This is a genomic window from Acinetobacter sp. YH12046, from assembly GCF_013419905.1.
GTDB lineage: Bacteria > Pseudomonadota > Gammaproteobacteria > Pseudomonadales > Moraxellaceae > Acinetobacter.
Genome location: NZ_VOZF01000013.1, coordinates 1 through 14,955, shown reverse-complemented (window position 1 = coordinate 14,955; position 14,955 = coordinate 1). Strand labels below are relative to the sequence as shown.

General features: G+C 43.8%; 11 protein-coding genes. 1 reads left to right on the top strand and 10 read right to left on the bottom strand.

Annotation, left to right across the window (positions count from 1 at the left end; translation table 11 throughout):
* Positions 1 to 30 precede the first annotated feature (30 nt).
* The 10 genes from FTU03_RS09220 to radA form a co-directional block, all read right to left on the bottom strand.
* Positions 31 to 471 (bottom strand): GNAT family N-acetyltransferase, encoded by a 441-nt coding sequence (locus tag FTU03_RS09220; RefSeq protein ID WP_179992798.1) that lies wholly within the window; start codon positions 469 to 471, stop codon positions 31 to 33.
* A 167-nt stretch (positions 472 to 638) separates the two neighbouring features.
* Positions 639 to 1,871, bottom strand: a complete 1,233-nt coding sequence (locus FTU03_RS09215) for a multifunctional CCA addition/repair protein (RefSeq protein ID WP_179992797.1) — start codon at positions 1,869 to 1,871, stop codon at positions 639 to 641.
* 83 nt (positions 1,872 to 1,954) lie between these two features.
* Positions 1,955 to 4,234 carry an NADP-dependent malic enzyme gene (locus FTU03_RS09210; protein ID WP_179992796.1) on the bottom strand — a complete coding sequence of 760 codons (2,280 nt, stop codon included), beginning with the start codon at positions 4,232 to 4,234 and terminating at the stop codon, positions 1,955 to 1,957.
* Between the two features lie 141 nt (positions 4,235 to 4,375).
* On the bottom strand, positions 4,376 to 7,252 hold the full coding sequence (locus FTU03_RS09205; protein ID WP_179992795.1) for a bifunctional diguanylate cyclase/phosphodiesterase: 2,877 nt from the start codon (positions 7,250 to 7,252) through the stop codon (positions 4,376 to 4,378).
* A gap of 177 nt (positions 7,253 to 7,429) precedes the next feature.
* On the bottom strand, positions 7,430 to 8,140 hold the full coding sequence (locus FTU03_RS09200) for a 16S rRNA (uracil(1498)-N(3))-methyltransferase (RefSeq protein WP_005236749.1): 711 nt from the start codon (positions 8,138 to 8,140) through the stop codon (positions 7,430 to 7,432).
* Positions 8,141 to 8,171: 31 nt separating this feature from the next.
* Positions 8,172 to 9,008: a methylenetetrahydrofolate reductase [NAD(P)H] gene (metF, locus tag FTU03_RS09195; protein ID WP_179992794.1), complete on the bottom strand. Its 837-nt coding sequence runs from the start codon at positions 9,006 to 9,008 to the stop codon at positions 8,172 to 8,174.
* A gap of 184 nt (positions 9,009 to 9,192) precedes the next feature.
* The gene (ahcY, locus tag FTU03_RS09190) at positions 9,193 to 10,575 is read right to left on the bottom strand and encodes an adenosylhomocysteinase (protein ID WP_005236746.1); all 1,383 of its coding nucleotides are present in this window, start codon (positions 10,573 to 10,575) and stop codon (positions 9,193 to 9,195) included.
* A 305-nt stretch (positions 10,576 to 10,880) separates the two neighbouring features.
* Positions 10,881 to 11,405: a tetratricopeptide repeat protein gene (locus tag FTU03_RS09185; RefSeq protein ID WP_179992793.1), complete on the bottom strand. Its 525-nt coding sequence runs from the start codon at positions 11,403 to 11,405 to the stop codon at positions 10,881 to 10,883.
* A gap of 249 nt (positions 11,406 to 11,654) precedes the next feature.
* Entirely contained in the window at positions 11,655 to 12,659 is a 1,005-nt protein-coding gene (locus FTU03_RS09180) for a Tim44 domain-containing protein (protein ID WP_179992792.1), read from the bottom strand.
* A gap of 117 nt (positions 12,660 to 12,776) precedes the next feature.
* On the bottom strand, positions 12,777 to 14,165 hold the full coding sequence (gene radA / locus FTU03_RS09175) for a DNA repair protein RadA (protein WP_166137748.1): 1,389 nt from the start codon (positions 14,163 to 14,165) through the stop codon (positions 12,777 to 12,779).
* A gap of 188 nt (positions 14,166 to 14,353) precedes the next feature.
* Between radA and FTU03_RS09170 the strand changes: the two genes are divergently transcribed.
* Positions 14,354 to 14,785 carry a hypothetical protein gene (locus FTU03_RS09170; protein WP_179992791.1) on the top strand — a complete coding sequence of 144 codons (432 nt, stop codon included), beginning with the start codon at positions 14,354 to 14,356 and terminating at the stop codon, positions 14,783 to 14,785.
* Positions 14,786 to 14,955 lie beyond the last annotated feature (170 nt).

The window sequence follows — 14,955 nt, the reverse complement described above, 5'->3', positions numbered from 1 at the left end:
ACGATTGATCAGCTGGTTATGACTGGCTGATCATTCCAGATGCTTGCGAAATCCAATACTGTAACTGTCAAATCCCAGTCCTTGATAAAAGGCATGCGCAGGATAGCGTTCTTCGCGATTTCCGCTGTTGAGCTGAATCATCTTGAAGACTTGCTCTTTTGCAATCTGTTCAATAGCAGCCATTAATTGCTTGCCTATACCTTTTCCACGATAGGCCTGATCAATTACAAAAACCTGAATCCTTAAATATCCACCGTCAAATTCCCAGGTGTATTCCTGAATAAAACCGGCATAGCCGATCACATGTGAATCCTGTTCTATAACTAGTGTCTGATAATGACTGTCTTGATGAATCCGTTCCCAACGCTGTTTGATATTTTTCAGCGTAGAGGGATAGCCAAGCTGAATCGTGAGTTGATGAACGTCATACAGGTCTTTTTCAAGATCCAGTTGACGGATGAGATAAGTCATTAGACATATTCTTAGCTAAAAATAATATCAATCATAATCAATATTTACTTTGCTTAAGTGTTGCAAGTGCACAGTAGCTTCAAAGAATTATTGCTATCTATATAGAAAATCGAGATGAATGAGATTTCAGATATTAAATAAAAAGGCCCCTTGAAGGAGCCTGATGTTTAAAGTATGGCACTATGCTGTTCTTTCAGTTCTGCCAAAGCCGCAATCCGTCGTTCAATCAGCATTTCACCAATATCCGGACCTTGAATTTCCGGTGGTAAATCTTGTGCTTTGATGCTACGTACAACCTGCATGGCATCCAGCACATATTGAGCCTGAGGATAAGCACGATTTTCCAGACCCAAGCGACCGCGAGAGTCACATTCACAGGCCTGTACAAACGCTTCAACACGTTCAGGACGACGCAATACATCCAGACGCTGTAATAAACGCCATAAAGTGCCAGGTTTTAAGTTAAAAGCCTGATGGCATTTTAAGTGTTCTTTACAGACCGCCAATGCCAGCTGTTTGGTATGAGTCGGAACTCTTAAACGTTCACACAGCTCATTTACCGGTTTGATCCCACGTTCTTCATGCATGATATGGCGTGGCAATTCTTCAACAGGGGTTAATGCCTTACCCAGGTCATGAACCAGAACTGCAAAACGAACATCCAGACTATAATTTTGGCGGCAGGCTTGCTGTAAAGACATCATGGTATGAATACCACAGTCAATTTCCGGATGATATTCAGGACGTTGCGGAATGCCATATAAGGCATCCAGTTCCGGGAACAGCACTTTTAAAGCACCACAACTACGTAATACTTCAAAATACACATCTGCATCCTGTTCCATCAGTGCGCGTGTGGTTTCTTTCCAGACCCGCTCAGGTGTCAATGCATTAAGCTCGCCCGATTCCGCCAGCTGCTTCATCAGCACCAACGTTTCTTCTGCAATGCTAAAACCCTGATGTTGATAACGCGCAGCAAAGCGGGCAATTCTTAAAACACGTAAAGGATCTTCGACAAAAGCTTCTGATACATGACGCAGTACACGATCAGCCAGATCTTTTTGACCGCCATAAGGATCATAAATCTTACCTGAATCATCCATGGCCATGGCGTTGATGGTCAGGTCACGGCGGATCAGATCCTCTTCCAAGGTGACATTGATATCGGTATAAAATTCGAAACCATGATAACCATAGCCAGACTTGCGTTCGGTACGTGCCAGAGCATATTCGTCTTTGGTTTCAGGATGAAGAAAAACAGGGAAGTCCTTGCCAACAGGTTGAAAACCTTTAGCAAGCAATTGTTCCGGCGTCGCGCCGACAACCACATAATCTTTTTCGTGATAGGGGTGTCCAAGTAAATGATCCCGAACTGCACCGCCTACTAAATAAACTTGCATGAAAAAACCTCTATTCTTACAAGCATCATGCTACAGAATAGAGGTTTTCTCAAGTCAAGAAGTTACGCTGATGCGTACATTCCTTAAAGCGCGTTTTTTTCTGCTTCCTGAATTTCAGCGACAGTTAACGCAGTCATATTCACTACGCGACGAGTCGTTGCAGTTGGTGTCAGGATATGAACAGGTTTCGCAGCACCAAGCAGGATAGGACCAATGGTCACGTTATTACCTGAAGTTGCTTTTAACAGGTTAAACGAAATATTGGCTGCATCCAGATTTGGCATGATCAGCAAGTTTGCAGAACCTTTGAAACGAGAGTTCGGGAATGCAAACTGACGGATATTTTCGTCCAGTGCTGCATCACCATGCATTTCACCTTCAACTTCAAGCTCAGGTGCAGTTTCAGAAAGGATTTCATATACACGGCGCATTTTTTGTGCGCTGGCATCGTGCTGGTCTGAACCGAAGCTAGAGTGAGAAAGTAGGGCAACACGTGGAGTAATACCGAAACGACGTACTTCTTCAGCAGCCAGAATCGTCATCTCAGCAAGCTGTTCAGCCGTTGGATTACGGTTGATGTAGGTATCCGCGATAAACAGGTTGCGCTCTTCAAGCATTAATGCGTTTAAGGTGAAGAAGGTATTATGGCCATCCTGTTTGCCGATGACATTGCTGACAAAGTCCAGATGGATGTCATAGCTTGAGTAAGTACCACATAACATACCGTCCGCCATGCCATGACGAACCAGCATCGCAGCGATCAGGGTAGAACGGCGACGCGCTTCACGGTGTGCATATTCAGGCGTTACACCTTTGCGTTGCATCAGGTTGTAATAGTCGTCTGCAAATTTTTCGTAATCTGGGTTCTTTTCCTGATCCACGATAGTGATATTCACACCATCTTCAAGACGTAAGCCTAATTTCTTGATATTGGCTTCGATGACTGCTGGACGACCCACCAGAATCGGTTTTGCCAAGCCTTCATCCACTGCAATTTGCGCAGCACGCAGTACACGCAGGTCTTCACCTTCTGCATAAGCGATACGTTTAGGATCTGTTTTAGCTTGTGCAAAGATTGGTTTCATCATGAAGGCTGAGTTGTAAACAAACTCAGACAGACGTTGACGATATGCCGAGAAATCCTGAATCGGACGAGTCGCCACGCCAGAATCCATTGCAGCTTGTGCAACTGCAGGCGCAATTTCCAGAATTAGGCGTTGATCCAGTGGACCAGGAATCAGGTAATCACGGCCGAAAGAAGCTGATTTTTCTCCATAAGATGCAGCATCTGCTTCTATGTGTGCCATACGTGCAATCGCGTGTACGCAGGCAATTTTCATCTCTTCATTAATGGTGGTGGCACCAACGTCTAATGCACCACGGAAGATATAAGGGAAGCACAGTGCATTGTTCACTTGGTTCGGATAGTCAGAACGGCCAGTCGCCATGATGACGTCATCACGAATTTCGTGTGCATGTTCAGGCAGAATTTCTGGATCCGGGTTCGCCAAGGCAAAGATAATTGGATCTTTGGCCATCAGTTTCACCATTTCTTTGGTGAGAATACCGGCTGCAGAAAGACCCAGGAACATGTCTGCACCTGCAATCACGTCACCGATCTGAGAGGCATCAATGTCTTGTACATATGCTTTTTTAGATTCGTCCAGACCTTCACGTTTAGTTGTTAATAGACCACGTGAGTCAGCAACGATGATATTTTCTTTTTTCGCGCCAAGGGCACAAAGCAAGTTCAAGCAAGACAGGGCAGCAGCGCCGGCACCTGAAGCAATGATCTTGATTTCATCAATTTTTTTGCCGTTTAATTGCAAAGCATTCAGAAGAGCAGAACCTACAATGATTGAAGTACCATGCTGGTCATCGTGGAACACAGGGATTTTCATGCGTTCACGAAGTTTCTGTTCAATATAGAAACATTCTGGAGCCTTAATGTCTTCCAGGTTGATCCCGCCAAAAGTGGGCTCTAGAGAAGCGACAATATCAACAATCTTGTCTGGATCATTTTCAGCAATTTCGATATCGAATACATCAACACCCGCAAATTTTTTGAACAGTACGCCTTTACCTTCCATGACCGGTTTAGACGCCAATGGGCCAATATTACCCAAACCAAGAACTGCTGTACCGTTACTGACCACTGCAACCAGGTTACCGCGTGCGGTATATAGGGCAGCTGTTGAAGGATCACGTTCAATCTCAAGACATGGTGCGGCAACGCCAGGCGAGTAAGCAAGGGCTAAGTCACGTTGGTTGACCAATTGTTTGCTTGGTGTAACGCTGATTTTTCCTGGAGTAGGGAATTCGTGATAGTAAAGAGCCTGCTGCTTTAAAGATTGTTCGTCCATCTGTATCTCTATCGTTGTAAAGATTACCCAGAAAGCGGGTAAAAAATTGCATTTATGGCTCTGAATATAACATTTGTTAAGCACTTAGCCCAGTCAAAGTCGACCATTTTTGCGACAATCTTATTCGAGGTAGATATAGACTTAGACTTGATATATATAAGTTTCAGCAACGCGATTCTGTTCTAAATATGCAGTTGCTTCCAGTTCAGGCAGTGGCTTGGAGAAGAAGTAACCTTGGGCAATATCACAATCTAAATCACGTAGATATTGCAGCTGTTCTTCAGTTTCAATACCTTCAGCGACGACAGTCATGCCCATGGCTTTGCCCATCGCGACCATGGCGCTGACAATTGCTTCCTGTTTATGTTCGCCAATTTTAGAGACAAAACTGCGGTCAATTTTGAGAATGTCAATAGGAAAATCGGCAAGATAGGACAAAGAAGAATAACCGGTTCCGAAGTCATCCAGCGAGATATTAATCTGGCGCTGCTTGATCTGGTTCAGCAGATTTTTGACAGATTCAGAGTTTTCAATCAGTGAAGATTCAGTAATTTCCAGTTCCAGACTGGTGCCAGAAATCTGGTTTTCGCTAATGGCCTGATCCAGATCATCGAGTAACTGACCACGACGCAGTTGCTGTGCCACGATATTCACAGAGACACAGATATTATGAAAGCCAAGATCATTCCATTCACGAATCTGTTTGGCAGTTTGCTGAATCACCAGACGGCCGATCTCGGAAATCAGGCTGGTCTGTTCCGCTAAAGGAATAAACAGACTAGGTGGAATAATACCTTTCTCTGGATGTTTCCAGCGTACTAAAGCTTCAAAGCCATAAATATGCTGGTCATTGAAATTAATTTTCGGCTGATAGTAGACTACTAGTTCGCCATTTTGAATAGCTTTACGCAGATCACGTTCAATGAAAATTCCTTGCTCTAGCAAAGCTGTATTTTCATTGGAGTAGAAATGGATAGTATTCCCGCCGAGATTTTTGGCTTCACTCAGCGCCTGTTCAGCACAGTTATTCAAATAATCTAGCTGACGACCATGATCCGGATAGAAGGCCACGCCCATCGATAGGGTAATCACATAATCTTGTCCAAAAATATGGAAAGGAGCCTGGAAGGCTTCAGCAATTCGTTGACAGTGTTCCTGTACAGACGGGCGAATATGCGAGATTTCATACAGAATCGCAAAATCGTCACCATTTAGATGGGCCACAAACAGGGCTTCAGCATTGGTCAGACGTAAGCGCTGTGCCACCTGACGCAACAGCTCATCACCACCATTATTAGACAGGTATTCATTCAATGGACGGAAACGGTCGATATTGAGTCGAATCACCGCCATTTTCTTGATGGAATCTTTTTGCGTCATCAGATACTGATGCAGCTGGTAGTTATAGTAAAAACGATTTGGCAAATCAGTTAGCGTGTCATAATTTTCCAGATAAGACAGGCGCTGTTCCTGTAATTTACGCTCAGTCAGATCAGAGACAATGCCGATATAGTGGGTGATACGGCCTTCATCATCGGTAATCGCATTGATATGCAACCAGAGTGGCATTTCTTTGCCGGACAGGAATTTTTCACTCAGTTCGCCATCAAAGGAACCGATTTTCACGACTTGCTTGATGATATTGGAATGAATGCTGCGCTGCTGTGACTTATGACTTGCAGTAATATCAAACAGATATTTACCTAGAATTTCATTACGTTCAAAACCGGACAAATTTTCGAAATAAGGGTTCACTTCGATATAACGTAATTCATCATTTAGGATGAAGATCCCTTCAGCTGCTTGCTCAATTACACTGGCTGCCAGTTTCAGGCGTTCTTGAGAACTACGTTCCTGTTGAATATCACGCAAAATTCCCACCATGCGTAAAGGACGGTGAGTTTCGGGATCGCGACTGATCACCCGACCTACATCATGTACCCAACTCCAGACTCCCGGCGCTTGCTGAATCCGGTAAGTTACTTCATAGCGCTCAGTTTTCCCACGCAGATGCTGTTTCATATTGCTTTTGAATGCAGCCAGATCATCGGGATGAATCATATGTTGTAACTGCAAATGATGCTCACTGGATTTCCGTTGTACCTTCTCATCTTTATGATTGGTCAGCAAAATACTGCGGTCTTTGATATTCCAGTCCCATGGACGGATGCCGGCGATTTCATGGGTCAGCTCAAGGTTTTGCTGCTGGTTTTTCAGATCAATATTAATCTGTTCGATATCATAAGTACGTTCACGAACTTTCTGTTCCAGTAACTGATTGCTGAGCTGTAGCTCCAGTTCGATATCTTTTGATTTATTGACTTCAGTCTGTAACTGTTTGCACAGTTCATCCGTCCAGGCGACCTGCTGTTCGGCATTGCTCACCAGTAATTCATTTTCCGCATAAAGGCGGGAAGTACGTGTGTGAATACGATAGGTACTATTGGCACAGAGCAGGATCACAATAACTGCAAAATTTAGAGCTAGACCAAAGACCGGATTGGCACCAGAAATATGAAAAAACTGAAAGAGTAAAAAGGGTACTAATGAAGGTAAAAATACCAGTGAAAAGTAACTGAGCTTCTGGGTTAAATAAGTCAGACCGAAGGCTTGAGTCACGATTAATAGCAAAGCCGAAAGGGTTAGTGCTTCTATTTCATCAAAATTGATATTGGCCTGCGGCAAGTAATAATAGATCAGGGAAATACCGGAAGCGATACAGCAACCTACCGCAAGGCTCTGAATTTGTAACCAGTAATGCGCATTTTTTAGTTGATATTGTTCAGGCTTAAAATACAGGGTATTGATGAGCCAGCACATGCTGACGGTAATTTCAGTCAGGATAAACCAGAGATTAACGTAACTATTCGATAAGCTATATTGAATGTGATAAACACAGAAAATATAGAGGCAAATAATCATGATACTTAACAGAAAATATCGGCTATGTCGAAGCGTGTTCGCAATCTGAGCACGATGCAAGTGCTCTTTGATATAAGCCTCTTGATTATCAATCATATAATTAAGTGCCTTGTATTCGTCCTGAACGGTTTTTATCCTAGATTTTAATTTTTATTCAAGCCTGAATGATTCTTAAATCAATCAATATGTGTTTCATTATTATTGACTCAAGAGTAGAGTGCTTATAAATAAAAATCAATAAAATTAATAACTAAATTTTACAATTTTGACCGCTTAAATAGTGTAATTCAAAATTGAGAGAGCAACGACAGGAGCAGTTTCGGTACGCAGGACACGTTCACCAATACACCAATTGACAAAGCCTTGCGTATTCGCCGCTAGGATTTCAGCTTCACTCAAGCCGCCTTCAGGGCCAATCAGCAAGGCAATATCCAGCGTGGCATTCGCCAGAACATCAATTTCTTCTTTGTTTGGCGCTAGCACCAGTTTGGTATGAGGAAGATCGGTTTCCAGCCATTTTTCAAGTGACATTGGCGCTAAAATTTTAGGAACAATGTTCATTCCACACTGTTCACAAGCGGCAATGGCTACACCTTGCCAATGATCCAGTTTCTTCTGATCACGATCATATTTCAGGCGCATCTCACAGCGTTCAGAGGTTAAAAGCTGAATTTCAGATACACCCAGTTCGACCGCTTTCTGGATCGCATAATCCATGCGGTCACCTTTACTCATGACTTGGCCAAGCAAGGCTTTAAATTTTGGTGTGCGATCAGTAGGGTTATAACTATTGACCTGTACAGCAGCCGACTTTTTGGAAACTTCAACCAGTTCAACTTCATATTCGCCACCTTGTCCATTGAACAGGGTGGCTTTTTCGCCGACTTGAGCACGTAAAACTTTAACCCAATGATGAAACACTGTTTCAGTCAGTTCTACAGTGGTATCTACTGCTAAATCAGCTTCAATAAAAAAACGTGGCATTAAAGTTTTACTCTCAAATCAGGTATTTTACTTATGCAAGACCGAGGTCTTTAACAAGTTGACGGGTTGGATCAGTGGTATTCATGGTGTAGAAATGCAGGCTCGGTGCACCGCCAGCAATCAGGCGTTCACAGAATTTCACCACGACTTCATGACCAAAGGCTTTAATGCTTGCAGTATCGTCGCCATAAGTTGCCAGTTGTTTGCGAATCCAGCGTGGAATTTCAGCACCTGTACCATCTGCGAAGCGAATCAGGTTGCTGGCATTGGTAATCGGCATAATACCCGGCGCAACCGGAATATCGATTCCAGCTTTCTGGATACGGTCTACAAAGTAGAAATAAGCATCCGGATTAAAGAAGAATTGCGTTAATGCAGCATTGGCACCTGCATTTACCTTATCCACAAAGTGCTGAATATCTTTATCAAAGCTGTCTGCTTGTGGATGCATTTCAGGATAAGCGGCAACTTCAATATGGAAGTGGTCACCTGAATGTTCACGGATAAAGCGAACCAGATCCTGTGCATAAGGCAATTCACCTAAGCCCACCTGACCAGATGGCAAGTCACCACGCAGCGCGACAATACGATCGATCCCTTGTGACTTGTATAGATCAAGCAGTTCCGCAATACGCGCTTTGTCATCACCGATACAAGACAGGTGAGGGGCAACGGGTGTATCTTTACCATTAAAGTCATTGATCGTAGATAAAGTACGTTCGCGTGTTGAACCACCTGCTCCATATGTCACAGAGAAGAATTCTGGATTCAGCAGTTGTAGTTCTTGATGTACGGTTTTGAGCTTTTCCGCACCCGCATCAGTTTTAGTCGGGAAAAACTCAAAAGAAATTGGAATCTGTTTAGACATGTTCAAATCCTTTTTATAAATACTTTTTAATTAGTTTGACCTCTCCTAAATCCTCTCCTGGAAGGAGAGGACTTACCCTCGATGACATACATTTGGTAATGAATGTTCCCTCTCTTGCGCTGAGCTTCAAAGCAGTGCTTGAAGCACGCTCAGGAGAGGGCCGGGGTGAGGTGGAAATCAAAAATTAGTATTTATAAGCATCAGACTTGAATGGACCTTCAACAGGTACACCTAGGTAATCTGCCTGTTCTGGAGTCAATTGAGTCAGCACACCACCGAAACCGGCAACCATTGCAGCAGCAACTTCTTCGTCTAATTTCTTAGGAAGCAGTTCTACACGAATCGCTGCTTGTTTTTGATCTTCAGGAAGATCCGCAAATTTCTCAGCGAACAGGTGCATTTGACCCAATACTTGGTTCGCAAATGAACCGTCCATCACACGTGATGGGTGACCAGTTGCATTACCCAGGTTCACCAGACGACCTTCAGAAAGCAGGATCAGGTAATCATTTTCATTTTCTGAACGATATACTTGGTGTACTTGAGGTTTTACTTCAACCCATTTGTAACCACGTAGGTAATTAGTATCGATTTCAGTGTCGAAGTGACCGATGTTACAAACCACTGCGCCAGCTTTCAGTGTATCCAACATTGCAGCGTCACATACGTGGTAGTTACCAGTGGTAGTCACGATCAGGTCGGTATTTTGAAGAAGATCAACGTTCACATCTTCTTTTTTGCCAGTTTGAACGCCATTTTTGTATGGAGAAACCACTTCATAACCGTCCATGCATGCTTGCATCGCACAGATTGGATCGATTTCAGATACACGTACGATCATACCTTCTTGACGAAGAGACTGAGCAGAACCTTTACCTACGTCACCATAGCCGATCACTAATGCACGACGGCCAGAAAGCAGCATGTCAGTTGCACGTTTGATCGCATCATTTAGAGAGTGACGGCAACCGTATTTGTTGTCGTTTTTAGACTTGGTTACTGAATCGTTGACGTTGATCGCAGGAACTTTCAGAGAGCCGTCTTTCCACATTTCCAGAAGACGTGCTACACCTGTAGTTGTTTCTTCAGTAATCCCGTGAATTTTTGCAATCAGTTCAGGATATTTTTCGTGAACAACAGCTGTCAAATCACCGCCATCATCCAGAATCATATTGGCATCCCAAGGTTTGCCATTGACATTAATCTGTTGTTCAAGACACCACATGTATTCTTCTTCTGTTTCGCCTTTCCATGCAAATACAGGAATACCGCGTGCAGCGATTGCAGCAGCAGCATGGTCTTGAGTAGAGAAGATGTTACAAGAAGTCCAGCGAACTTCAGCGCCTAATTCAACCAGAGTTTCAATTAAAACCGCAGTTTGAATAGTCATGTGGATACAGCCAAGAATTTTGGCACCAGCAAGCGGTTTAGCAGCTGAGTAGCGTTTACGCAAACCCATTAGGGCTGGCATTTCAGCTTCTGCAAGTTTGATTTCTTTACGGCCGTAGTCAGCTAGGGAAATATCGGCAACTTTATAATCTGTAAATGAAGCATTAACCGCGTTCATCACGATCTCCTTATAAAAAACAATAATTGATCATTCAGTTCGCGGATGCCGTTGTTGGTCCGTCTAGAAAAAGTTGGACCGATCGTCGAGCCTGGCGCTTTTACATTTCGTACCTGTAAAACGTCGCAGCATCCCTCGACTAGCGAGGTATTGTACTTGGAAATTAATTTGGTTCCAATCCGAAATTGTTTATTATCTGACTAATAAGAAAATTTTGAAAATATTTTGAGAAATATCCTGATATTTGAAAACTGAAATAAAGTTTTATTCTCGTAAAAAAGCCCATCATCTGACGGGCTTGTTATTTATTCTATGTCCTGCTCAATTTCATCTGCTTTCTTAGTCCAGTAATCTGCCTGTATGTCATCAGCGGCCACACCAAGACCATTGGCATAAATAAAGGCAAGATCACGCATGGCTTGAACTTCACCCCATTCAGCTGCTTGCTTTACAAGAGCGATAGATTTTTCAACATCTTTTTCGACCACATCACCACGACGGTAAAAACCAGCCAGTTCTAAAGTCGCTGCAGGGTGTTTTTCGAAATTGGCTTTGCTCAACCAGTAATAGGCTAACTCAAAGTGAGCTTTAGAATCTTCTGGGTCTTCCTCAGCGATTTCTTTGGCATAAACCGTATAACCCTCACCGAGCCAGTACATGGCTTCAACCCAGCCACCATTGGCTGCTTTCAATGCCCACTCTTCGGCCAGCATGATGTCTTCGTCATGCTCGCTTTGCATATAGAGCTCGGCAAGCTCAAATTGGGCTTCGGCATTGCCTGCCAGTGCGCGGTTTGCCAGCGTGGCAGGGGGAGAAACACGCTCAGTCATGTCAGTATCTCAAATATCTTTGTATCTAGATTAAAAGGTTCAAAATAAAAAAGCCAATCCGAAAACTGGCTTTTGTATAAAAGTCGACTGATAGAGCTTAAAACACGCAAACTAAGCTATTTGTTTAGAGGAATAACAATAAAACGAATAGAAAGAGAACAAGAATAAATTTAAATATTTTTCAATGATTCAGAAAGCAAAACAGCGGCCCGAAAGCCGCTGTTGATATACGATTAATGAGATAAGAATTTAGTCTTGCTGGATTCCTGCAACCACCCAATCTTGTTGAGAACCGGCAGGTTTGACAAAGTGCCAGATTTCAGCAAACGGTTGAGGTTGGCTATTCAAGTCTTCACTTACAGTACCAGTGAAGCGTACGCTTACTACGTATTGACCATTCTCATTCGATGAATCCACAACCATTGCATTCAGGTTAGAGAACTCAGCTACGTCCTGATCCTGATTTGCCATAATATCGTTATACATCGACTGGTAAAGATCAGGGGTCAGGTAACGTTTAATTTCTGAAATGTTGCTCGCCGTATTCATTGACTGAATGTGGTTGAAGCGCTGACGTGCAACACGTAAGAAAGTCGCAGGCTCTGTACCATCCGGAAGCTGGTTGCCGCTATTGGTATAGGCTGCACCAAATGGGGTGTTATTTACCGGAGCTGAACCAAACGGAGCATTCGTGCTTGGTGTGCTACCACCCACGTTCTGACCAAAAATATTGGTGTTGTCACCACCGCGAGGAGGTGTCTGACCAAATGGTGCTGAATGACCAGCACCACTATTTGGAGCGTATGGATTAGAAGCTACTTTTTTTTTTACGCCCATCTTACGGAAAATGAAGAAGGCAACAGCGGCAGCAAGCAAGATCCAGATCCAGCCAGGAATACCACCTTTTTCCTTTTGTTGCTGTTGAGCTGCTTGAGCTTCAGAAGCCGCTTGTACTTCTTTGTCATCAGCCAGCGCATTGGCAGCAACTGCACCCACTGCAGCACCTGCTACACCGGCAGCAACCATACTACCTACACCTGGGCCAGATCTTTGCTGAGTTGCAGCACCAGCGGCTGGAGCCTGTTGTGCTGGCGCAGCTTGACGAGGTTGTTGATAAGATTGAGTAGGCGCAGCAGAACGTTGCATACCATGGCTTTTACCGCCACCGGCACGTTTTGCTTCAGCAGTTAAAGGAGCAACCAGTAATGCTGCTGTTAAAAGACCTGCAATCAAACCACGCTGTCGAACTTCCATTCAATTTTCCTATGTGAAAAAAACTTATTTGAATACTCTATTTATATAGGCTTTATAGGGGATTTCAATCAAAAATGTGTATTTTTTTAAGCTTTTTGCAAGATTTATCGATTAAAACTAACTGAGTTCATCACTTAGGCTCATGGCTTCACTCAGGGCTTCATGCAATCGGGCTACAGCAATGACCTGTACGCCGGGAATCGGTTTTTGCGGTGCATTGGCACGCGGTAAAATAATATATTTAAAACCATGTTTGACTGCCTCTTTCAGACGTTCCTGACCATTCGGCACTGGACGAATTTCACCAGAAAGACCAACTTCACCAAAAACAGCCAGTTGCTGAGGCAATGCTTTGGTCCGGATACTAGATGCACAGGCTAAAAGTACAGCCAGGTCAGAACCGGTTTCGGTAATCTTTAAACCACCGACGATATTGACATAGACATCCTGTCCGGATGTTTGTACGCCACCATGACGGTGCATCACGGCCAGCAGCATATTCAGACGATTCTGCTCTAACCCCAAGGCTACACGGCGTGGCTGGCCATGAGCGTCATCGACCAAAGCCTGAACTTCAACCAGGAGTGGGCGAGTTCCTTCACGGCTAATCATAACGATGGAACCTGGAATCGCTTCATCATAACGACTGAGGAAAATGGCAGATGGATTGGCGACTTCACGCAGACCTTTATCGGTCATGCCAAAGACGCCAAGTTCATTGACTGCACCGAAACGGTTTTTGACTGCGCGGATCATACGGTAACGAGAATCCGACTGGCCTTCAAAATACAGCACACAGTCCACCATATGTTCCAATACACGTGGACCTGCTAAGGCACCTTCTTTAGTCACATGACCGACAATAAACAGGGCAGTTCCGCTATTCTTGGCGAAACGGGTCAGTAGGGCGGCAGACTCACGGATCTGTGATACACCACCTGGCGCAGACTGCAAGGTTTCGGTATATAAAGTCTGAATCGAATCCAGAATCGCAACAGCAGGACGTTCCTGTGCAAGCACCTCGCAAATGCGTTCCACACAGGTTTCTGCCATGACTTTCAACTGGTCTGTGGGTAAGTCCAGACGCTGGGCACGCAATGCCACCTGAGACAGGGATTCTTCACCTGTCACATACAGGGCAGAGCTGTTGCCGGCTGCCATATGGGTTGCAGTTTGCAATAAGATAGTTGACTTACCAATCCCCGGATCACCACCAATTAGCACCACGGAACCTGTGACCAGACCACCACCTAAGACTCGGTCAAATTCGCCAATCCCGGTTTGCAGACGGGTTTCATGTGAAACAGACACTTTATTTAAGGTAGTAATCGCAGCTGCCTGACCGGCATAACCTCCAATTTTTGGCTGAGCACGATGTGTCGTTGCTGGCGCAATACTGACTTCTACCAGACTGTTCCATTCCCCACATTCAGAACACTGACCCGCCCATTTAGGATGGTCTGCTCCACATTGTTCACAACGATACACACTTTTTGCTTTAGCCATAATTTCCGAAAATAAATATTGGGAATGGGGGCTACAGCATAGCGGTGAATGAGACTGAAAACCAAGACCTTTGGCTGAAAAAGTCACTGATTTACGTCAGCATATGACGCATATGAATTTACCTTTCTACATGAAAGTGAAATACCTTCTATAATGAGAAAATTCATCACGGGTACAGGAATCCTGACATGCCACAACTTTTAAAACATATCGATGCGATCGCACGTGAAAAAGACCGTGATGTATTATTTGTACATTTTGAAAATTACGAACATGAAAATGCAGATGCTGAGTCCTATCATTTGCGGCAGAACCTAGTGGAATGGCTGGAGCAACGCCAAATTAACTTTGCACCCTGTATGGGGATAGAACAGCCTGGCGTAATTGAAAGTTATTCAGGTGATCTTTATATCGATGTGCCATTTGATGAAGCCCATCCGGTTTACCAAATGGTCAGTGAACATCTGGAAGATGCCGAAGGGGAGATGAAGATTCCGGGAGTGCTGTTCTTTGTATTATCTCTAGAAACTGCGCTGGAAATTGAAGCAGACCGTGAAGAGTTCTTAAATCTAAATCAAGCTCATGATGATGACGATGAATTTTCTGGCCGTGTGAACTGATATTTTTAGCAAACTTAAATAATAAAAAAGCCACGATGAACGTCATTGCTGTCCCACAATTTTTCACAAGAGGAAGCTCAAATGAGCTTCCTCTTGTTTTATGGGTATTTTATCGGGTGAAAATAAAGCTTTTAAAGTTCTTCTTTCAAACAAATTCACTTGAATTATTC